General features: G+C 71.1%; 14 protein-coding genes and 1 riboswitch. Of the genes, 6 read left to right on the top strand and 8 right to left on the bottom strand.

Annotation, left to right across the window (positions count from 1 at the left end; genetic code table 11):
- The first annotated feature begins 3 nt into the window (after positions 1 to 3).
- The 4 genes from scpA (at position 4) to ABZT04_RS32475 (ending at position 7404) form a co-directional block, all read left to right on the top strand.
- On the top strand, positions 4 to 2181 hold the full coding sequence (scpA, locus tag ABZT04_RS32460; protein ID WP_356060638.1) for a methylmalonyl-CoA mutase: 2178 nt from the start codon (positions 4 to 6) through the stop codon (positions 2179 to 2181).
- Positions 2178 to 3182 carry a methylmalonyl Co-A mutase-associated GTPase MeaB gene (gene meaB / locus ABZT04_RS32465; protein WP_356060544.1) on the top strand — a complete coding sequence of 335 codons (1005 nt, stop codon included), beginning with the start codon at positions 2178 to 2180 and terminating at the stop codon, positions 3180 to 3182. Before scpA ends, meaB begins: the two co-directional genes overlap by 4 nt.
- Positions 3181 to 3405: riboswitch (cobalamin riboswitch) on the top strand. Its footprint overlaps the gene before it by 2 nt.
- 142 nt (positions 3406 to 3547) lie before the next feature.
- Positions 3548 to 5866, top strand: a complete 2319-nt coding sequence (gene metE, locus ABZT04_RS32470) for a 5-methyltetrahydropteroyltriglutamate--homocysteine S-methyltransferase (RefSeq protein WP_356060545.1) — start codon at positions 3548 to 3550, stop codon at positions 5864 to 5866.
- 803 nt (positions 5867 to 6669) lie between these two features.
- Positions 6670 to 7404 carry a polysaccharide deacetylase family protein gene (locus ABZT04_RS32475; RefSeq protein WP_356060640.1) on the top strand — a complete coding sequence of 245 codons (735 nt, stop codon included), beginning with the start codon at positions 6670 to 6672 and terminating at the stop codon, positions 7402 to 7404.
- A 1-nt stretch (position 7405) separates the two neighbouring features.
- Here the strand turns inward: ABZT04_RS32475 and ABZT04_RS32480 are convergent, their stop codons facing one another.
- Both ABZT04_RS32480 and ABZT04_RS32485 read right to left on the bottom strand, forming a co-directional pair.
- On the bottom strand, positions 7406 to 8617 hold the full coding sequence (locus ABZT04_RS32480) for a cytochrome P450 (protein WP_356060642.1): 1212 nt from the start codon (positions 8615 to 8617) through the stop codon (positions 7406 to 7408).
- Between the two features lie 87 nt (positions 8618 to 8704).
- A complete protein-coding gene (locus ABZT04_RS32485) occupies positions 8705 to 9715 on the bottom strand; it encodes a DUF2278 family protein (RefSeq protein WP_356060546.1) in 1011 nt (336 codons plus the stop codon).
- Positions 9716 to 9920: 205 nt separating this feature from the next.
- On the opposite strand from ABZT04_RS32485, the gene ABZT04_RS32490 reads away from it, so the two are divergent.
- Positions 9921 to 10361 carry an SRPBCC family protein gene (locus ABZT04_RS32490; protein WP_355907246.1) on the top strand — a complete coding sequence of 147 codons (441 nt, stop codon included), beginning with the start codon at positions 9921 to 9923 and terminating at the stop codon, positions 10359 to 10361.
- 5 nt (positions 10362 to 10366) lie between these two features.
- Here ABZT04_RS32490 and ABZT04_RS32495 read toward each other — a convergent pair whose 3' ends face one another.
- Positions 10367 to 11008: a LysE family translocator gene (locus tag ABZT04_RS32495; protein ID WP_356060547.1), complete on the bottom strand. Its 642-nt coding sequence runs from the start codon at positions 11006 to 11008 to the stop codon at positions 10367 to 10369.
- A 146-nt stretch (positions 11009 to 11154) separates the two neighbouring features.
- On the opposite strand from ABZT04_RS32495, the gene ABZT04_RS32500 reads away from it, so the two are divergent.
- Positions 11155 to 13290 (top strand): serine/threonine-protein kinase, encoded by a 2136-nt coding sequence (locus ABZT04_RS32500; RefSeq protein WP_356060548.1) that lies wholly within the window; start codon positions 11155 to 11157, stop codon positions 13288 to 13290.
- A gap of 11 nt (positions 13291 to 13301) precedes the next feature.
- Here the strand turns inward: ABZT04_RS32500 and ABZT04_RS32505 are convergent, their stop codons facing one another.
- From ABZT04_RS32505 to ABZT04_RS32525, 5 genes are all read right to left on the bottom strand, one after another.
- The gene (locus tag ABZT04_RS32505; protein WP_356060549.1) at positions 13302 to 14453 is read right to left on the bottom strand and encodes an XdhC/CoxI family protein; all 1152 of its coding nucleotides are present in this window, start codon (positions 14451 to 14453) and stop codon (positions 13302 to 13304) included.
- Between the two features lie 49 nt (positions 14454 to 14502).
- Positions 14503 to 15963, bottom strand: a complete 1461-nt coding sequence (locus tag ABZT04_RS32510) for an NCS2 family permease (protein ID WP_356060550.1) — start codon at positions 15961 to 15963, stop codon at positions 14503 to 14505.
- A 135-nt stretch (positions 15964 to 16098) separates the two neighbouring features.
- A complete protein-coding gene (locus ABZT04_RS32515) occupies positions 16099 to 18483 on the bottom strand; it encodes a molybdopterin cofactor-binding domain-containing protein (RefSeq protein WP_356060551.1) in 2385 nt (794 codons plus the stop codon).
- Between the two features lie 2 nt (positions 18484 to 18485).
- The gene (locus ABZT04_RS32520) at positions 18486 to 19055 is read right to left on the bottom strand and encodes a (2Fe-2S)-binding protein (RefSeq protein WP_355907264.1); all 570 of its coding nucleotides are present in this window, start codon (positions 19053 to 19055) and stop codon (positions 18486 to 18488) included.
- The gene (locus ABZT04_RS32525) at positions 19055 to 19945 is read right to left on the bottom strand and encodes a xanthine dehydrogenase family protein subunit M (RefSeq protein WP_356060552.1); all 891 of its coding nucleotides are present in this window, start codon (positions 19943 to 19945) and stop codon (positions 19055 to 19057) included. Before ABZT04_RS32525 ends, ABZT04_RS32520 begins: the two co-directional genes overlap by 1 nt.
- Between the last annotated feature and the right edge of the window lie 110 nt (positions 19946 to 20055).

A 20055-nucleotide genomic window follows, 5' to 3' on the forward strand; every position in this document is an offset into this window, starting at 1 on the left:
GCGATGGGGCGCATCCCCGACTTCTCCGGGATCGAGCTGGGGGCCCCGGCCGCAGAAGCCGGCCCCGACGAGTGGCGTGACGCCGTCAAGAAGGCGGCCGGCGGCGACGATCTGCTCTGGGAGACCCCGGAGGGCATCGCGGTCAAGCCGCTGTACACCGGGCAGGACCTGGAGGGCCTGGACTTCCTGGGCACCTACCCGGGCATCGCGCCGTATCTGCGGGGCCCGTACCCGACGATGTACGTCAACCAGCCCTGGACGATCCGGCAGTACGCGGGCTTCTCCACCGCCGAGGAGTCCAACGCGTTCTACCGGCGCAATCTGGCGGCCGGCCAGAAGGGCCTGTCGGTCGCCTTCGACCTGCCCACGCACCGGGGTTACGACAGCGACCACCCGCGCGTGACCGGTGACGTCGGCATGGCCGGTGTCGCCATCGACTCGATCTACGACATGCGGCAGCTCTTCGACGGCATCCCGCTGGACAAGATGACCGTCTCGATGACGATGAACGGCGCCGTGCTGCCCGTACTCGCGCTCTACATCGTGGCCGCCGAGGAACAGGGCGTACCGCCCGAGAAGTTGGCCGGGACCATCCAGAACGACATCCTCAAGGAGTTCATGGTCCGCAACACCTACATCTATCCGCCGAAGCCGTCGATGCGGATCATCTCCGACATCTTCGCCTTCACCTCGCAGCGGATGCCCCGCTACAACTCCATCTCCATCTCCGGCTACCACATCCAAGAGGCGGGCGCGACGGCCGACTTGGAGCTTGCGTACACCCTCGCGGACGGGGTGGAGTACATCCGGGCGGGCCGCGCGGCGGGGATGGACGTGGACACGTTCGCGCCCCGGCTGTCATTCTTCTGGGCGATCGGCATGAACTTCTTCATGGAGATCGCGAAGCTGCGGGCGGCGCGCCTGCTGTGGGCGAAGCTGGTCAGGCAGTTCGATCCGCAGAACGCCAAGTCCCTCTCCCTGCGCACCCATTCACAGACCTCGGGCTGGTCGCTGACCGCACAGGACGTGTTCAACAACGTCACGCGTACGGCCGTGGAGGCGATGGCGGCCACCCAGGGCCACACGCAGTCGCTGCACACCAACGCCCTCGACGAGGCGCTCGCGCTGCCCACCGACTTCTCGGCGCGCATCGCCCGCAACACCCAACTGCTGATCCAGCAGGAGTCCGGCACCACCCGGGTGATCGACCCGTGGGGCGGCAGCGCCTACGTCGAGAAGCTGACCTACGACCTCGCGCGCCGGGCCTGGCAGCACATCGAGGAGGTCGAGGCGGCGGGCGGCATGGCCAAGGCCATCGACGCGGGCATCCCCAAGCTGCGCATCGAGGAGGCGGCGGCCCGCACCCAGGCGCGCATCGACTCCGGGCGTCAGCCGGTCATCGGCGTCAACAAGTACCGGGTGGAGACCGACGAGCAGATCGACGTCCTCAAGGTCGACAACTCCTCCGTACGCACCCAACAGATCGAGAAACTGCGGCGGTTGCGCGCCGAGCGCGACCAGCAGGCCTGCCAGGACGCGCTGCACGCGCTGACCCGGGCGGCCGAAGGCACCGGCAATCTCCTGAAGTTGGCGGTGGACGCGGCCCGTGCGAAGGCGACGGTCGGCGAGATCTCCGACGCGCTGGAGAAGGTCTACGGGCGGCACGCGAGCCAGATCCGTACGATCTCCGGTGTGTACCGCACCGAAGCCGGCGAGTCCCCGTCCGTCGAGCGCACCCGCGCCCTCGTGGCCGAGTTCGAGGAGGCCGAAGGCCGCCGCCCGCGCATCCTGGTCGCCAAGATGGGCCAGGACGGCCACGACCGGGGCCAGAAGGTGATCGCCACCGCCTTCGCCGACCTCGGCTTCGACGTCGACGTCGGCCCGCTGTTCCAGACCCCGGGCGAGGTGGCCCGCCAGGCCGTCGAGGCGGATGTGCATGTCGTCGGGGTGTCCTCGCTGGCCGCCGGACACCTCACCCTCGTACCGGCGTTGAAGGAGGCCCTCGCCGAGGAGGGCCGTGAGGACATCATGATCGTGGTCGGCGGGGTGATCCCGCCGCAGGACGTGCCCACGCTCCTGGAGATGGGCGCGGCGGCCGTGTTCCCGCCCGGGACGGTGATCCCGGACGCGGCGTACGACCTGGTCGAGCGACTGGCCGCCGACCTCGGGCACAGCCGGTGATCGATGTCGACACCTATGTGAAGGGCGTCCTCGACGGGAAGCGGGCGCTGGTGGCCCGCGCCATCACGCTCGTCGAGTCGACGAGGCCCCAACACCGGGTCATGGCACAGGAGTTGCTGACCGGACTGCTGCCGCACAGCGGGCGGGCGCGGCGGATCGGCATCAGCGGTGTGCCGGGCGTGGGCAAGTCGACGTTCATCGACGCGTTCGGCACGCTGCTCACCTCGCTGGGGTTCCGGGTCGCGGTGCTCGCCGTCGACCCGTCGTCGACCCGGACGGGCGGATCGATCCTCGGCGACAAGACACGCATGGAGCGGCTGGCGGTGGACCCGGCGGCCTTCGTCCGGCCCTCCCCCACGGCCGGCACGCTCGGCGGGGTCGCGAAGGCGACCCGGGAGTCGATCGTGGTCATGGAGGCGGCGGGCTACGACGTCGTGCTCGTGGAGACGGTCGGTGTCGGCCAGTCCGAGACCGCCGTGGCCAACATGGTCGACTCCTTCCTGCTGTTGACGCTCGCCCGCACCGGGGACCAGCTGCAGGGCATCAAGAAGGGCGTCCTGGAACTCGCGGACGTCATCGCCGTCAACAAGGCCGACGGCCCGCACGAGCGCGACGCGCGGGGCGCGGCACGGGAGTTGGCGGGCGCGCTGCGGCTGATGCATCCCGCCGACGCGGCCTGGACACCGCCGGTGCTGAGTTGCAGCGCCCGTGAGTCGACCGGCCTGGACACGGTGTGGGAGCGACTCGAACAGCACCGGACGCTGCTCGACTCCACCGGCCGGCTCGCCGCCAAGCGGCGCGACCAGCAGGTGGACTGGACCTGGACGATGGTCCGCGAGGAGCTGCTCGGCCGACTGCGCTCCGACCCGGCCGTACGCGCTCTCGGTCCCGCGCTCGAACAGCAGGTCAGGGACGGTGAGTTGACCGCGACGCTGGCCGCCGAGCGCATCTTGCGGGCGTTCGGGAGCGACACCGGCGAGAACTCTCGCCCCACCCCGTAAGCTGGGTGGTGCAGTTGGTTCGCCCCGTCCGCCAGACGGGATGCGTCGCAAGAGGGAACCCGGTGGAAATCCGGGACTGCCCCGCAGCGGTGAGTGGGAACGACCGCCGTCATACGCACTGGGCCCGAGACAACAGGGCCTGGGAAGCGACGGCCAGTAGGTGTCCTCCGTACGGAGGGCGCGCCCACGAGTCCGAAGACCTGCCGACCGCCCGCGCGCGAAGGAGTCGTGCGCGGAATCCCGGTGACCTCGTGGGCGGGTCGGCGTACACATCGGCGGGCACGACAACCGTCCGGTCTGGCGTTCCTTCGCGCTCTCGTCCCGTCGCCGGGATCACAGGGAGACAGCTCGCGAAGGAGAGTTCCGTGACAACGAAGTCCGCAGCCGCGGCAGCACGGGCCACCGTGTACGGCTACCCCCGTCAGGGGCAGGGCCGGGAACTGAAGAAGGCCGTCGAGGGGTACTGGCAGGGCCGCGTCGACGCCGACGCCCTGAGGGCCAGCGCCGCCGAACTGCGCGGCGCCACCTGGCGGCAACTGGCCGGGGCCGGCCTCCACGAAGTGCCGACCGGCGACTTCTCGTACTACGACCATGTCCTGGACACCAGCGTCATGGTCGGCGCGATCCCCGCCCGCCACCGCGCCACCGTCGAACTCGACGCGCTGGACGGGTACTTCGCGATGGCGCGCGGCACCCAGGACGTGGCGCCGCTGGAGATGACGAAGTGGTTCGACACCAACTACCACTATCTCGTCCCCGAGTTGGGGCCCGACACGGTCTTCACCGCCGACTCCGGCAAGCAGGTCGGCGAACTCCGTGAGGCCCTCGCGCTGGGTCTCGCCGCCCGCCCGGTCCTCGTCGGACCGGTCACCTATCTGCTGCTCGCCAAGCCCGCGCCCGGTGTGTCCCCGGACTTCGATCCGCTGACCCTGCTGGACCGGCTGCTGCCGGTGTACGCCGAGGTCCTCGCCGATCTGCGGGCGGCGGGCGCGGAGTGGGTACAGCTCGACGAGCCCGCCCTGGTCCAGGACCGCACCCCGGCCGAACTGGGCGCCGCCGCACGGGCGTACGGCGATCTCGGGGGCCGCACCGACCGGCCGAAGCTCCTGGTCGCCTCCTACTTCGACCGGCTCGGCGAGGCGCTGCCCGTGCTCGCCAAGGCGCCGGTGGAGGGGCTCGCGCTCGACTTCACCGAGGCCGCCGCCGCGAACCTGGACGCCCTGGCCGCGGTGGGCGGGCTGCCCGGCAAGCGGCTGGTCGCCGGGGTCGTGAGCGGCCGCAACATCTGGGTGAACGATCTCACCAAGTCCCTTGCCACGCTGGGCACTCTGCTCGGTCTCGCCGACCGGGTCGACGTGGCCGCCTCCTGCTCGCTCCTGCATGTGCCGCTCGACGCGGCGGCCGAGCGGGACATCGAGCCGCAGATCCTGCGCTGGCTCGCGTTCGCCCGGCAGAAGACGGGCGAGATCGTCACCCTCGCCAAGGGCCTGGCCCAGGGCACAGACACGATCGCCGCCGAACTCGCCGCCAACCGCGCCGATCTGGCCTCCCGCGCCGGTTCGACACTCACCCGCGACCCCGCCGTACGGGCCCGGGCCGCCGCCGTCACGGACGCGGACGCCCGCCGCGCGCAGCGCTACCCCGAGCGGACCGCCGCCCAGCGCGCGCACCTGAACCTGCCGCCGCTGCCGACGACCACCATCGGCTCGTTCCCGCAGACCGCTGAACTGCGCGCCGCGCGAGCCGACTTGAGGGCGCGGCGGATCGACACGGCCGGGTACGAGGAGCGCATCAGGGCCGAGATCCAGGAGGTGATCTCCTTCCAGGAGAAGACCGGCCTCGACGTCCTGGTGCACGGCGAGCCCGAACGCAACGACATGGTCCAGTACTTCGCCGAACAGCTCACCGGCTATCTCGCCACCCGGCACGGCTGGGTCCAGTCCTACGGCACCCGGTACGTCCGCCCGCCGATCCTGGCCGGCGACATCTCCCGCCCCGACCCGATGACGGTGCGCTGGACGACGTACGCCCAGTCGCTCACCCCACGCCCGGTCAAGGGCATGCTCACCGGACCGGTCACCATGCTCGCCTGGTCCTTCGTCCGCGACGATCAGCCGCTCGGCGACACCGCCCGCCAGGTCGCGCTCGCCCTGCGCGACGAGGTCAACGACCTTGAGGCGGCCGGGACTTCGGTCATCCAGGTCGACGAACCCGCCCTGCGCGAGACCCTGCCGCTGCGCGCCGCCGACCACCCCGCCTATCTGGCCTGGGCGACGGAGGCGTTCCGGCTGACCACGAGCGGGGTGCGTCCGGAGACACAGGTCCACACGCACATGTGCTACGCCGAGTTCGGCGACATCGTCGGGGCCATCGACGATCTCGACGCGGACGTCATCAGCCTCGAAGCCGCCCGCTCGCACATGCAGGTCGCCCGTGAGCTGGCCGCCCACGGGTATCCGCGCGAGGCGGGACCCGGGGTGTACGACATCCACTCGCCGCGCGTTCCGAGCGCGGCCGAGGCGGCGGCCTTGCTGCGCAAGGGACTTGAGGCCATCCCGGCGGACCGGTTGTGGGTCAACCCGGACTGCGGCCTGAAGACCCGCGGCTGGCCCGAGACCCGAGCGTCCCTGGAGAACCTGGTCGCGGCGGCCCGCACGGTCCGTACGGAACTCGCCGGTTCCTGACCAATCGCGGCGGGGGCGGCCGGGAGGACACACCTTCCTGGCCGCCCCCGCCGTACGTGCGCGCGAGACGATGTGGCCCACAGCCCGGAGAACTGGAGCGACCCGGTGACCAGCCGCATCAGCTTGACCTCACCGGCCATGCACGGTCCCTGCGGGAGACCCGGTTCGAGGACGGCGCCCCGCTCGACCCGAGCGGCACCGCCCGCACAGAGTCCGCCTCGGGCTCGCTGCGGGCGGCCGACCGGATGCTGGTCTCCCCCACCGCGCGCCGCAGGGAGACGGCGTCCGCACTCGGCCTCGCGGTCGCCGCGGAGCCGGAGTTGGCGGGCTCGGCATGGGCCGCTAGCGGAGTTTACCCCTCGACGAGGTGATGACCGGGAGCCGGAGCCGCTGATGTCGTGGCTGACGAACCCGGGCCCCGCACCCCACGGCCGGGACTCGGTGCGGGCCCTGTGCGAGCGGGTGACGCGCCGGCCGGACGCGGCGGCGGCGTTCGAGGGCAGGACGCTCGCGTCGTCGAGCAGGAGATCTCGTACGGGCCCTGGCGGTCACGGCCCTCGGCCCCGCCCGGGCCCGCCTTCTGGCGGCTGGACGTACGGCGTCAGCGGCCCTCGGACCCCAACTCCCGCCTGTGCCGCAGATTCCAGCGCCCGGACTGTCTGCTGAGGTCCGTCCGGGAATCACCTCCCGCGGCCACCCCCATTCGACTATGCACAGCGTATCTACTCGCTATGTATAGTCCCGGCATGCCATCTCTGAGTAAGAAGAGGAAAAGAACCCGCGCCGGGTTGCGTGCCGCCGGCATGTTCGTGGCCGCCGCCTCGCTCGCCCTCTCGTCGAGCGGCTGCGCCCGGCTGGACACGACCGCGCCTGCCGCCGCCCGGGCGAAGGCCGCGTCCGCCACCGCGCAGGCCCGGCTCGGGACGGTCGACTGCCGTGAGGTCAAGTGCATCGCCTTGACCTTCGACGCCGGGCCGAGCGAGAACTCCGCGCGGCTGCTCGACATCCTGAAGGAGAAGCAGGTCCCGGCGACCTTCTTCCTGCTCGGCAAGCGGCACATCGAGAAGTACCCGGAACTGGTCGAGCGCATGGCCGCCGAGGGCCACGAGGTGGCCAGCCACACCTGGGACCACAAGATCCTGACCAGAATCACGCCCGCGCAGATCCGCGACGAACTGGAGCGGACGGACGACGCGATAGAGCGAATAACCGGCAGGCGGCCGACGCTGATGCGCCCGCCGCAGGGCCGCACGAACGACACCGTGCACAGGATCTGCCGTGAGCTGGGCCTCTCGGAGGTCCTGTGGAGCGTCACCGCCAAGGACTACGCGACCACCGACTCCGCGCTGATCACCAAGCGCGTCCTCGCCCAGGCCTCCCGGGACGGCATCATCCTGCTGCACGACCTCTACGGGGGCACCGTGCCCGCCGTCCCCGGCATCATCGACGCCCTGAAGGAACGCGGCTATGTGTTCGTGACCGTGCCGCAACTGCTGGCGCCGGGGAAGGCCGAGCCCGGGAAGGTGTACCGGCCCTGACTCACCACGTCAGACGCAGGGCGTACGGGGAGCGGTGGATCATCGTGGGCCGCATGACGACGGGACGGTCCTCCGCCAGCCGTAGACCGGGCAGTCGACGGGTCAACTCCTCCAGGGTGAGCCGGAGTTGTTCGCGGGCGAGCTGGGAGCCCGGGCAACTGTGCACGCCGAAGCCGAAGGCGAGATGACGGCTCGATGTGCGGGTGATGTCGAAGGTGTCGGCGCGTGCGTGCCGCCGCTCGTCGCGGTTGGCCGCGCCGAAGGCGACGAACAGCGCCGCCCCGGCGGGGAGTTCGGTGCCGGCGAGGACGACGGGCCGGGTGGTGATCCGGCGGAAGCCCTGGAGTGCGGTGTCGTAGCGTGCCGCTTCCTCGATCGCCGCGGGGATGCGCTCGGGTTCCGCGCACAGCAGCTCCCACTGGCGTGGGTGACGCAGCAGATGCAGGACGGTGGTGCCGATCAGCGCGGCGGTGGTGAGGTGTCCGGCGAGGAGCAAGTTCTGGAGGTGGGCGACGAGTTGGTGCCGGTGCTCCAAGGTCAACGGCCCCTCCACCACGGAGGCGATCAGCTCCGAGCAGAGGTCTTCGCGGGGCTCGTCGTACCGTTCCTGTACGTACCGGTCGAGGGTCCGCTGCATCGCGACGACGTCCTCGGCCGCGGCGATCTGGTCCTCCTCGGCCAGAGGGCGGAAGAGCAGTTCCTCGGCGCGGTGACCGCCGTGGACGACCCCGGGCACATCGGCGGGGTCGAGGCCGACGATCCTCCCGATGACCTCGCCGGGGAGCCGCTTGGCGTAGGCCGACATCAGCTCGACGTGCCCGTCCCCGGCGAAGGCGTCGACCAGGGCGGCGGCGCGCTCGGCGGCGTACGGCACGACGGCAGCGACGCGGGCCGGTGAGAGGCCGCGGACGATGGGCGCGCGCAGCCGCTGGTGCTCGGCGCCGTCCGCGGTGACGACGACGGGCCGCCCGCCGAAGCCGCCGCCGAGGACGGCGAGGGCTGCGGGCGCTGGCAGCACGTCGGGCCGGAGCGCGACCGCGGAGGAGAAGTCCTCGGGGCGGCGCAGGACTTCGCGTACGTCGGCGTCCCGGGCGACGAGCCAGGCGTCGAGTTCGACGAGGTGGGTGAGCCCTTCGGTCTGCCGCGCCCGGGTGTAGAGCGGGTACGGGTCGCGCTGCAACTCGTCCAGTCCGGCGTGCAGTTCACGGTCCACGGGACACCCTCCGGCCGGTGCTGCGGTGCGGGTCGCGCTCATGGTGCCGTACCCGCGGGCGGTACGGAAGGGAGGCGCCGGGCGGGGTCAGAACACCACGGTCCAGCCCTCCCGTGCGGCCTGCTCGGCGGTGTAGGAGACGCCGTGCACCTTGAGTCCTGCCGCGTCGAGGAGGGTGATCTCGCCGCCCTGGTTGCCGAGTTGGACGCCGTCCGTGAGGGGGACGCGCAGGGTGGCGCCCGGGGCGAGGGCGCCGGGCGGTACCGCGCAGGAGTGGCCCAGCCGGTCGCGGACGTGCCAGCCGGCCGGGTCGAGCGGATCGGGCGAGGCGTTGAGGAGGGTGACGCTCTCCGTCTCGGGCGCCGGGCCACTCGGGTTGACGAGGGCCGCCACGATCCGCACGGGCTGCCCGCCGGGTTCGTCGCGGGAGCCGTCGGTGCCCTCCAGGGTGTGGCCGGTGGTGTCGTCGGTGTGCCAGGACTGGCTCTGGAAGGCGAGGAAGATGCCGACCCAGCGCGACTGCGCCGGGAAGTGGAGGAGGATGCCGCCGTCCTGCCAGACCCCGTCGTCGCCGCTGAAGCGGCGGCTGTTGCCCTGGTTCATATGGATGTCGTGGACGCCGTTGCCGGGCAGGAAGCCGAACACCTTGTCCTTGACGGTCGGTTCGGGGCCGAAGCGCTCGCCGAAGACGTACAGCCGGGCCTGCGGGTCGTCCACCGCGCGTCGGACGTAGTGGTCGAGGAGGTCGGCGAGGTCGTTGTCGGGACCGCTCGCGTCCGGCGGGAGTGTGCGCAGTCGCGCCGGGTCGAAGAGGTTGCCGCGCACGAAGTCGAGGTTCGGGCCGCCGGGCCCGGACAGCAGGGTGTTCCAGCCGCTCGGCAGGCCCTCCAGGCGGGCCGTGACCGGGTGTTGGAAGTCCTCGTCGACGAGGTAAAGCAGCTCGGAGGGCCGCTCCGCGGACAGGACGTTGACGGCGGCTCGAAAGTGCGTGCCCGCGTCGTCCGTGAGATGGATCTGGTAGTGCGGTGTGCCGGCGGCGCCCTCGCGCCTCGTGTCGACCGCCCGTGTGATCAGTACGCCGTAGGCCTTCAGTGGCATGACGACCAACTCCCCCCGTGGGCAGGCGGGATGCCCGCCCTCGGGTCAGAGCGTAGGGGGGAGGCGTCCGTTCCTGCCGGGGCTCGGGGAAACTCGGGGCGGCTGTCCGGTGTACGTCGTCTCCGTCCCTGTGAACCTCTAGGCCAAGGGTGTGAGCCGCCGGTGAAAGTACCGTCGGACAGGGAGGGTTCTCTACGATCTCTGCATGGTCAGCTTCCGTCTCGAACGCACGGCACCGCTTCCCCTTGAGGAGGCGTGGCGCCGGTTGACGGAGTGGCCACGCCACGCCGATGTGGTCCCGCTCACCCGGGTCACCGTGCTCACTCCGCCGCCGACCGGTGAGGGCACGGTCTTCGTGGCCCGCTCGGGTCTCGGTCCGCTCTCCTTCGACGACCGTATGGAGGTCACCGTGTGGCGGCCGCCGTCGGAGGACGAGCCGGGTCTGGTCCGGCTGGAGAAGCGGGGGCGGGTCGTCCTGGGCTGGGCGGAGATCGAGGTGCGGCCGGGGCCGGGCGGCCGTAGCCGTGTGGTCTGGCAGGAGGAGCTGCGAGTCCGGTTCCTGCCGCGGCTCTTCGACGGGCCGCTGCGTGCGGTGGCGCGGTCGATGTTCGGGCGGGCGGTGAACCGGCTGCTGAGGCGGCCGTAGCTCAGTCAGTCCTTGCGGCCGGTCACGGCGACCGTCACGCCCAGGCCGATCATCGTGAGGCCGCCCGCGCCACCGACCGCGGAGAGGCGGCGGGGCGAGCGGGCGAACCAGCCGCGTGCGGTGGCGGCGACCAGGCCCCACAGGCTGTCGGAGACCACGGCGATGAGGTTGAAGACCAGGCCGAGCAGCAGCATCTGGGCCGTCACATGGCCCTGTTCGCGGTCCACGAACTGGGGCAGGACGGCGGCGAAGAACACGATCGTCTTGGGGTTGGCGACACCGACGGCGAATCCCTCCCACAGTGTGCGCAGACCACTGTGCGGGGCCGCCTCCTCCCCCGCGAACGCGGCGCGCAGCGAGCCGCGTTGGCGCCACGCCTTCACGCCGAGGTACACGAGGTAGGCGGCGCCTGCGAGCTTCAGGGCGGTGAAGACGAGCACCGAGCGCTCGACCAGCGAGCCGATGCCGAGGGCTACGGCGACGACGAGCAGATAGGCGCCGATCGTGTTGCCCACCACGGTGGTCAGCGCGGCGCGGCGACCGTGGGCCAGCGCCCGCCCGATCACGAACAGCACGCTGGGGCCGGGCACCACGATCAGCAGGAAGGACAGGGCCGCGAAGGCGAGCAGTCGGTCGGTGGACACCATGGGCCCATGGAAGACGCGGGCACCCCGGTCCCGCAACCGATTTCCCTCTCCCCCGACGTCGGTGTCCGCCGCTCCTCGCGAACGCTCTAGTGTGATGGTCCTCAACGGCCCTTGCGGGCACGGGAATCAGGAAAGGTGACCGGCGGATGTCGCTTCGCCCGGGAGACGCGGAGTCCATCGGCGGCTATACGCTGCTCGACCGGCTCGGCAACGGCGGGATGGGCGTGGTGTATCTCGCGCGGTCGGCCTCGGGACGGCAGGTCGCGGTCAAGGTCGTGCACGCGCAGTACGCGCTGGACGAGGAGTTCCGGGCCCGCTTCCGGCAGGAGATCGCGGCCGTCCGCCGGGTGAGCGGCGCCTTCACCGCACCCGTCGTGGACGCCGACCCCGACGCCGAGGTCCCCTGGATGGCCACGCTCTACGTGCCCGGCCGCACGCTGGCCGAAGTCGTCGAGAAGGAAGGCCCGTTGGGCGGGCAGACCCTGCGCACCCTGGCGCTGGGTCTGGTCGAGGCGCTGCGGGACATCCACCAGGCCGGGGTGGTGCACAGGGACCTGAAACCCAGCAACGTCCTGCTCGCCGAGGACGGACCCCGCGTCATCGACTTCGGCATCTCCCGTGCCGCCGACAACCAGTCCCTCACCGTGACCGGGCGGCTGATCGGCACCCCGCCCTTCATGTCGCCCGAGCAGTTCGCCTCACCCCGGGACGTCACCGCCGCCTCCGACGTCTTCTCGCTGGGCTCCCTGCTGGTGTACGCCGCCACCGGCAACCGCCCCTTCGACGGCGCCAGCCCGTATCTGACGGGCTATCAGGTCATGTACGAGCAGCCCCGGTTGGACGGAGTGCCCGAGCCGCTGCGGAGCATCGCCGAACGCTGCCTGGACAAGGACGCGGAGGTCCGTCCCCAACTGGCCGAGCTGCACGGCATGTTGCTCACCCTGTCCGACTCCACCGCGCCGGCACCGGCTCGCCCCCGCCCGGCCACTCCCGAGACCGTCCCTGGCAGCGGCCCGCGCCCGCGCCGGGGACGGCGACGCCTGGTCATCGCCCTCGCCGCCACACTCGCCGTCACCGCGCTCGGCCTCACGACCCTGCACCGGATGTCGGCGGACGGCACGGACTCGGGCACGGCCGCGTCCAAGTCCTCCACCGCCGCCGTAGGGCTGCCCACCGACTGGCGGCCCTGGCGGGCGAGCCTGCTCACCGCCAAGACGGGCGAGCCCCTGGACTACGGGCAGTCCGGCTGTGTGGCGGGCGGCACCACCGTGTACTGCGCCGGCACCGGTTTCACGGTCACCGCGCTCGACGCCGCCTCGGGCCGGGTCGACTGGCGCTCGGGCACCAGCCCCGAGACCTCGCGCCCGATCGGCGTCCGGGACGGCCGCGTCTACACGTACGTCAAGCCGGACTCGACCCAGACCTATATCACCCGCCGTCTGGTGGCCCTGGACGCGAAGACCGGCACCCGGCTGTGGGAACACCCCGTCAGCGAGGACCGTGACGCCGTCCTGTTCGACGGCGGAATCCTGGCGATGGACGAGCACGCGACGCATTTCGTCGCCTACGACGAGTCGGGCAGCCGCCTGTGGACCACGCCCGCGTCGTCGAGCGTCGGCGACGCCTGCACCCCGGCGGTCCTGGGCGGCACCCCGTACGGCCTGTGCACTCCCGCGGACGACCCCACCAAGGACGGTGTCGCCCTGGTGCACCTGAACCCCGCCGGCGGCACGGCGAAGGAGGTCGCCACGGTGCCCACGGGGGCCGTGCCGCTGGGCATGGTCGACGGGCGGCCGCTGTTCGCCGTACCGAAGCTGGCGGCGGGCTCCTTCGGCCCCGGCGAGGACCAGCCGTACACCAGGCTGGAGGAGGTGGACCCGGTCGGCGGAGGGCTCATGATCCCGCTGCCGGGCACGACGCGCGGCACACCCACCATGGTCAAGGGTGTCGTCCACTTCGTCCGCCCCAACGGGACGGTCACCGCCGTGCGGGTGAGCGACGGCAAGCGGCTGTGGCAGCGGGAGACGGACATCGAGAACCTGTCGACACCGGTGTACTCGGCGAAGTTCGACACCCTGTACTTCGCCAACCGCTTCGGCCGGCTGCTGGCCCTGAACGTCCGTACCGGCGCGGTGCGTTGGCGCACCTCCGCCCTCCAGAACCCCGGCGACTCCACGGACGACACGGACCCGTACGTCCTGCTCGTCAAGGACGCGCTGGTCGCGGTCGCGGGCGACACGGCCTTCTCGGTACGACCGGACCGGCCCGCCCTGCCGCGCTGAACACGGGGGTCTCAGGCCACCGACCCGATCCGCCCGACCGTCACCGACGCCCCGTCGTGGTGGATCGGGGTGTGCGCGCCCGTGAGTGAACTCCCGCTGCCGCCACGCCTGTTGGCGACGATCTCGGAGGCGATCGACAGGGCTGTCTCCTCGGGCGTCCGAGCGCCCAGGTCGAGGCCGATCGGGGACCTCAGCCGGGCCAACTCCAGCTCAGTGACGCCGACTTCGCGCAGGCGCTCGTTGCGGTCGAGGTGGGTGCGGCGGGAGCCCATCGCCCCGACATACGCCACCGGGAGGCGGAGGGCGAGCCGGAGAAGCGGTACGTCGAACTTGGCGTCGTGGGTGAGGACGCACAGGACGGTACGGGCGTCGACGTCCGTGCGGTCGAGGTAGGTGTGGGGCCACTCGACGACGATCTCGTCGGCGTCGGGGAAGCGGGCCCTGGTGGCGAAGACCGGGCGTGCGTCGCACACCGTGACGTGGTAGCCGAGGAACTTGCCGATGCGGACCAGCGCGGAGGCGAAGTCGATCGCGCCGAAGACGATCATCCGGGGCGGCGGGACCGAGGACTCGACCAGGACGGTGAGGGGGGACCCGCAGCGGGAGCCCTGTTCGCCGATCTCCACGGTGGCGGTGCGACCGGCGTCCAGCAGGGCACCGGCCTCGGCGGCGACCGTGCGGTCCAGTTCGGGGTGGGCGCCGAACCCGCCGTCGTAGGAGCCGTCGGGTCGTACGACGAGTGCGCGGCCCCGCAGTCCGGCCGGGCCGGAGACGATGCGGGCCAGTGCCGCCGCCTGCCCGCGGGCGGCCGCCGACAGGGCGGTGGTGACCACCGGGCGGGCCGGATCGGCGGCCCGTACCGGTGTGACGAGGATGTCGATGACTCCGCCGCAGGTCAGGCCCACGGCGAAGGCGTCCTCGTCGCTGTAGCCGAAGCGCTCCAGGACGGTTTCGCCGTCCTCCAGGGCCTGTTGGCACAGCTCGTACACGGCGCCTTCCACGCAGCCCCCGGAGACCGAGCCGATCGCCGTGCCGTCGGCGTCCACCGCGAGGGCGGCGCCGGGACGGCGGGGTGCGCTGCCGCTGACGGCCACCACGGTGGCGACGGCGAAGTCGCGGCCCTGCTCGACCCACCGGTGCAGCTCTTCGGCGATGTCCAGCATCTCTCGGTCTCCTAACGGGGTTGCGGGGAAGGGCTGTTGGGGCGCGCGACTAGTGCACGCCGAGCCAGCTCTCGATCGGGTTGAGGGCGAAGTAGACGAGGAAGACGGCGGTCAGTACCCACATGAAGGGGCCGATCTCGCGCGCCTTGCCCTGGGCGGTCTTGATGGCGACGTACGAGATGACTCCCGCGGAGACGCCCGCGGTGATGCTGTACGTGAACGGCATCACGACCACGGTCAGGAAGACCGGGATCGCGGTGGCGCGGTCGGCCCAGTCCACGTGCCGGGCGTTCATCAGCATCATCGAGCCGATGACCACGAGGGCGGCGGACGCGACCTCCTGCGGGACGAGCGCGGTGAGCGGGGTGAAGAAGAGACAGGCGGCGAAGAACAGGCCGGTGACGACCGAGGCGAGCCCCGTGCGGGCGCCCTCGCCGACGCCGGTCGCCGACTCGATGAAGACGGTCTGGCCCGAGCCGCCCGCCACCCCGCCGATCGCGCCGCCCGCGCCGTCGATGAACAGCGCCTTCGACAGGCCCGGCATCCGGCCCTTGTCGTCGGCGAGCTTGGCTTCGGTGCCGACGCCGATGATGGTGGCCATCGCGTCGAAGAACCCGGCCAGGACGAGTGTGAACACGATCATGCCGACCGTCATCGCGCCGACCTTGCCCCAGCCGCCGAACTCCACATGCCCGAAGAGCGAGAAGTCCGGCATGGACACCGCGCTGCCGTGCAGTTCGGGGGCGGTACCGCTGGCCCACTGCTTGGGGTCGATGACTCCGGCGGCGTTCAGGATCGCGGCGACGACCGTGCCGCTGATGATGCCGATCAGGATGGCGCCGGGCATGTTGCGGGCCTGGAGCATGAAGATGAGGAGCAGGGTGCCGGCGAACAACAGGACGGGCCAGCCCGCGAGTTCGCCCGCCGGGCCGAGGGTGAGGGGGGTCGCCCTGCCCTGGTGCACGAAGCCCGACTTGTAGAAGCCGATGAGGGCGATGAACAGGCCGATGCCCATCGTGATGCCGTGTTTGAGCGCGAGCGGGATCGCGTTCATGATCATCTCGCGCAAGCCGGTGACGACCAGCAGCATGATGACCACGCCGTAGATCACGCACATGCCCATCGCCTGCGGCCAGGTCATCTGCGGGGCGACCTGCGAGGAGAGCACACCGGAGACGGAGAGGCCGGCGGCGAGGGCCAGCGGGACCTTGCCGACGAAGCCCATCAGGAGGGTGGTGAAGGCCGCCGCGAACGCGGTCGCGGTGATCAGGCCCTGCTGGCCGAGCGTGTTCCCCGCGACGTCCTTGCCGGACAGGATCAGGGGGTTGAGCAGCAGGATATAGGCCATCGCCATGAAGGTGGTGACGCCGCCGCGCACTTCACGCGCGACGGTGGACTGTCGCCGGCTTATGTGGAAATACCGGTCGAGCCAGGACCGGCCGGCCGGGACGCGGGTGCCTTCGCCCGCGTCTTCGGCCGTGGTCCTGGGCTCCACGGACTGCTGGGTCATGGTGCCGTCTCCCAAGGTTCATAGGGGCACCCGCACAACTGCCCTACGGGCGGCGGGTTTTGGGAAGGTGCACGACCCGGGGGACGGCCCGAGACGAACAAAGAGGGAAGTCGGGGGGACTCAAGTCCCCCCGGACTACATGCCCGTGAGGTGCTCCGGGCGGACCGGTGTCCTGTTCAGTTCCAGCCCGGTCGCGTTGCGGATCGCCGCCAGAACGGCGGGAGTCGACGACAGGGTGGGTGCCTCGCCGATGCCTCGCAGCCCGTACGGGGCGTGCTCGTCGGCGAGTTCGAGCACATCGACCGGGATGGTCGGGGTGTCGAGGATGGTGGGGATCAGGTAGTCCGTGAAGGACGGGTTCCTGACCTTGGCGGTCTTCGGGTCGACGATGATCTCCTCCATGACCGCCACACCGAGACCCTGGGTGGTACCGCCCTGGATCTGGCCGATGACGGACAGCGGGTTGAGCGCCTTGCCGACGTCCTGTGCGCAGGCCAGTTCGATGACCTTCACCAGGCCGAGTTCGGTGTCGACCTCGACGACGGCGCGGTGCGCGGCGAAGGTGTACTGGACGTGGCCGAAGCCCTGTCCGGTACGGAGGTCGAAGGCCTCGGTGGGGCGGTGGCGCCACTCGGCCTCGATCTCGACGGCCTCGTCCTCGAGGACGTCCACCAGATCGGCGAGGACCTCGCCCGCGTCGGTGACGACCTTGCCGCCCTCCAGCAGGAGTTCGGCGGTGGCCCAAGCGGGGTGGTACGTACCGAGCTTGCGGCGGCCCATCTCCAGGACCTTCTCGCGGACCAGCTCGCAGGAGTTCTTCACGGCGCCACCGGTGACGTACGTCTGCCGGGACGCGGAGGTCGAACCGGCGCTGCCCACCTGGGTGTCGGCCGGGTTGATGGTCACCTGGGTGACACCCAGCTCGGTGCGGGCGATCTGCGCGTGGACGGTGACACCGCCCTGGCCGACCTCCGCCATCGCGGTGTGCACGACGGCGACGGGCTCACCGGCGACAACTTCCAGACGGACCTTGGCGGTTGAGTAGTCGTCGAAGCCTTCGGAGAAGCCGACGTTCTTGATGCCGACCGCGTAGCCAACACCCCGTACGACGCCTTCGCCGTGCGTGGTGTTGGACAGACCGCCCGGCAACTGCCGTACGTCGGCGGCCTCTCCGGCGGCGAGCCACTGCTGCTCGGGCGGCATGGGCATCGCCTTGACGCGGCGCAGGAGTTCGGCGACCGGCGCCGGGGAGTCGACCGGCTGCCCGGTCGGCATGATCGTGCCCTGCTCCATCGCGTTGAGCTGACGGAACGCGACCCGGTCCATGCCCACCTTGTCGGCGAGCTTGTCCATCTGGGCCTCGTAGGCGAAGCACGCCTGGACCGCGCCGAAGCCGCGCATCGCGCCGCAGGGCGGGTTGTTGGTGTAGAGGGCGATGGCCTCGATGTCGACGTTGTCGACGACGTACGGTCCGGCGCCGAGGGACGAGGCATTCCCTACGACCGCCGGGGAGGCGGACGCGTAGGCACCGCCGTCCAGGACGATCCGCGCCTTCAGGTGGGTGAGCTTGCCGTCCTTGGTCGCGCCGTGCTCGTAGTGGAGCTTGGCGGGGTGGCGGTGGACGTGTCCGAAGAAGGACTCGAAGCGGTTGTAGACGATCTTCACCGGTTTGCCGGTGCGCAGGGCCAGGAGGCAGGCGTGGATCTGCATCGACAGGTCCTCACGGCCGCCGAAGGCGCCGCCGACACCGGACAGGGTCATCCGGACCTTGTCCTCGGGCAGGCCGAGCACGGGCGCGATCTGGCGCAGGTCGGAGTGCAGCCACTGGGTGGCGATGTAGAGGTCGACACCGCCGTCCTCGGCCGGGACCGCGAGCCCGGACTCCGGGCCGAGGAACGCCTGGTCCTGCATGCCGAAGGTGTACTCGCCCTCGACGATGAAGTCGGCCCGCGCGCGGGCGGCTTCCACGTCTCCGCGCACGATCGGCTGGCGGTGCACGATGTTCGGGTGCGGGACATGGCCGATGTGGTGGTCGTCGCGGCCCTCGTGGATGAGGATCGCGTCCGGCGCGGTGGCGGACAACTCGTCGGTGATGACCGGGAGTTCGCGGTACTCGACCTTGATCTTCGCGGCGGCGCGGCGGGCCGTCTCCGGGTGGTCGGCGGCGACGATCGCGACCGGCTCGCCGTGGTGGCGGACTTTGCCGTGCGCGAGGACGGGGGTGTCCTGGATCTCCAGGCCGTAGTTCTTCACGTCGGTCGGCAGGTCGTCGTAGGTCATGACGGCGTAGACGCCGGGGGTCTTCAGCGCCTCGACGGTGTCGATGGACACGATCTCGGCGTGAGCGACCGTGGACCTGAGGATCTGGCCCCAGAGCATGTCCTCGTGCCACATGTCGGACGAGTACGCGAACTCGCCGGTGACCTTGAGGGTGCCGTCCGGGCGGAGCGTGGACTCGCCGATGCCACCCCGGGTCTTGGAGCGCTGGGTGAGGTTCGTGGGAGTGCCGGTGGTGCCCATCGTCAGACCGCCTCTCCCTGCCGGGCGGCCGCCAGGCGGACCGCGTCCATGATCTTCTCGTAGCCGGTGCAACGGCAGAGGTTGCCCGAGAGCGCCTCGCGGATGTCGGCGTCGGTCGGGGTCGGGTTGTGCTCCAGCATCTCGTCGGCGGCGACGAGGAGTCCGGGGGTGCAGAAGCCGCACTGCACGGCGCCGGCGTCGATGAACGCCTGCTGGATGGGGGCGAGTTGGGTGCCTTCGCCGGTCTGGGAGTCGTGTCCCTTGGCGGCCCACTGCTGGGCCTCCTGCAAGGACGTGCCGCAACTCCCGTGCTCCGCGCGCTGCTTGGCGTAGTCCGCGAGCCCCTCGACGGTGACGACCTCGCGGCCCTCGACCTGACCGGCGGCGACCAGACAGGAACACACCGGGACGCCGTCGAGGCGGACGGTGCAGGAACCGCACTCCCCTTGCTCGCAGGCGTTCTTGGAGCCCGGCAGGCCCATCCGCTCCCGCAGGACGTACAGCAGGGACTCGCCCTCCCAGACGTCATCGGCTTCCTGCGGACGGCCGTTGACCGTGAAATTGACGCGCATTACGCGACTCCCTCCGTGCGGGCGGCGGAGCCGCGGTAGGACTCCCAGGTCCAGGTCAGGGTGCGGCGGGCCATGATGCCGACCGCGTGGCGGCGGTAGCTCGCGGTGCCCCGGACGTCGTCGATCGGGTTGCAGGCGGCGGAGCACAGGTCCGCGAACTGCTTCGCGAGCGACGGGGTGATGATCTTCCCGTTCTCCCAGAAGCCGCCCTCGTCGAGCGCGGCGTTCAGGAACTCCTCGGCGGCCTTCGCCCGGACGGGGGTCGGCGCGGCCGATCCGATGCCGGTGCGGACCGTGCGGGTCTCCGGGTGGAGAGCCAGTCCGAAGGCGCAGACCGCGATGACCATCGCGTTGCGGGTGCCGACCTTCGAGTACTGCTGCGGGCCGTCCGCCTTCTTGATGTGGACGGCCCGGATCAGCTCGTCGGGCGCGAGCGCGTTGCGCTTCACTCCGGTGTAGAACTCGTCGATCGGGATACGGCGGCTGCCGCGCACCGACTCGGCCTCGACCTCGGCGCCGGCCGCGAGGAGCGCGGGGTGGGCGTCGCCGGCCGGGGAGGCGGTGCCGAGGTTGCCGCCGACTCCGCCGCGGTTGCGGATCTGCGGGGAGGCGACCGTGTGCGAGGCGAGGGAGAGGCCGGGGAGCTCGCCGCGCAGGTTCTCCATGATCCGGGTGTACGGGACGGAGGCCCCGAGCCGCACGCTGTCGGCGCCGACCTCCCACTCGTAGAGGTCGCCGACGCGGTTCAGGTCGAGCAGGTACTCGGGCCGGCGGTGGTCGAAGTTGATCTCGACCATCACATCGGTGCCGCCCGCGATCGGTACTGCGGTGGGGTGCTCGGCCTTCGCGGCGAGCGCCTCCTCCCAGTTGGCGGGGCGAAGGAAGTCCATGACCGGCTCTCTTCTTCGTCTCGTGGGTCGTACGGGATCGTACGGATCAAGCCAGTTCGTGTGCGGCGGGCCCGGCTCGTTCATGCGCTGTTAATGCAGCGTGAGGCCAG

The organism is Streptomyces sp. NPDC005492 (genome assembly GCF_040605995.1).
In the GTDB taxonomy this organism is placed as follows: Bacteria; Actinomycetota; Actinomycetes; order Streptomycetales; family Streptomycetaceae; genus Streptomyces.

Bases quoted from the DNA above. Each gene is read 5' to 3' on its own strand.
- ABZT04_RS32520 (WP_355907264.1), bottom strand. From the start codon at position 19,055: ATGCGCGTCAATTTCACGGTCAACGGCCGTCCGCAGGAAGCCGATGAC.
- ABZT04_RS32500 (WP_356060548.1), top strand. From the start codon at position 11,155: ATGTCGCTTCGCCCGGGAGACGCGGAGTCCATCGGCGGCTATACGCTG.
- ABZT04_RS32485 (WP_356060546.1), bottom strand. From the start codon at position 9,715: ATGCCACTGAAGGCCTACGGCGTACTGATCACACGGGCGGTCGACACG.
- ABZT04_RS32490 (WP_355907246.1), top strand. From the start codon at position 9,921: ATGGTCAGCTTCCGTCTCGAACGCACGGCACCGCTTCCCCTTGAGGAG.
- ABZT04_RS32515 (WP_356060551.1), bottom strand. From the start codon at position 18,483: ATGGGCACCACCGGCACTCCCACGAACCTCACCCAGCGCTCCAAGACC.
- ABZT04_RS32475 (WP_356060640.1), top strand. From the start codon at position 6,670: ATGTTCGTGGCCGCCGCCTCGCTCGCCCTCTCGTCGAGCGGCTGCGCC.
- ABZT04_RS32525 (WP_356060552.1), bottom strand. From the start codon at position 19,945: ATGGACTTCCTTCGCCCCGCCAACTGGGAGGAGGCGCTCGCCGCGAAG.
- scpA (WP_356060638.1), top strand. From the start codon at position 4: ATGGGGCGCATCCCCGACTTCTCCGGGATCGAGCTGGGGGCCCCGGCC.
- ABZT04_RS32510 (WP_356060550.1), bottom strand. From the start codon at position 15,963: ATGACCCAGCAGTCCGTGGAGCCCAGGACCACGGCCGAAGACGCGGGC.
- ABZT04_RS32505 (WP_356060549.1), bottom strand. From the start codon at position 14,453: ATGCTGGACATCGCCGAAGAGCTGCACCGGTGGGTCGAGCAGGGCCGC.
- ABZT04_RS32495 (WP_356060547.1), bottom strand. From the start codon at position 11,008: ATGGTGTCCACCGACCGACTGCTCGCCTTCGCGGCCCTGTCCTTCCTG.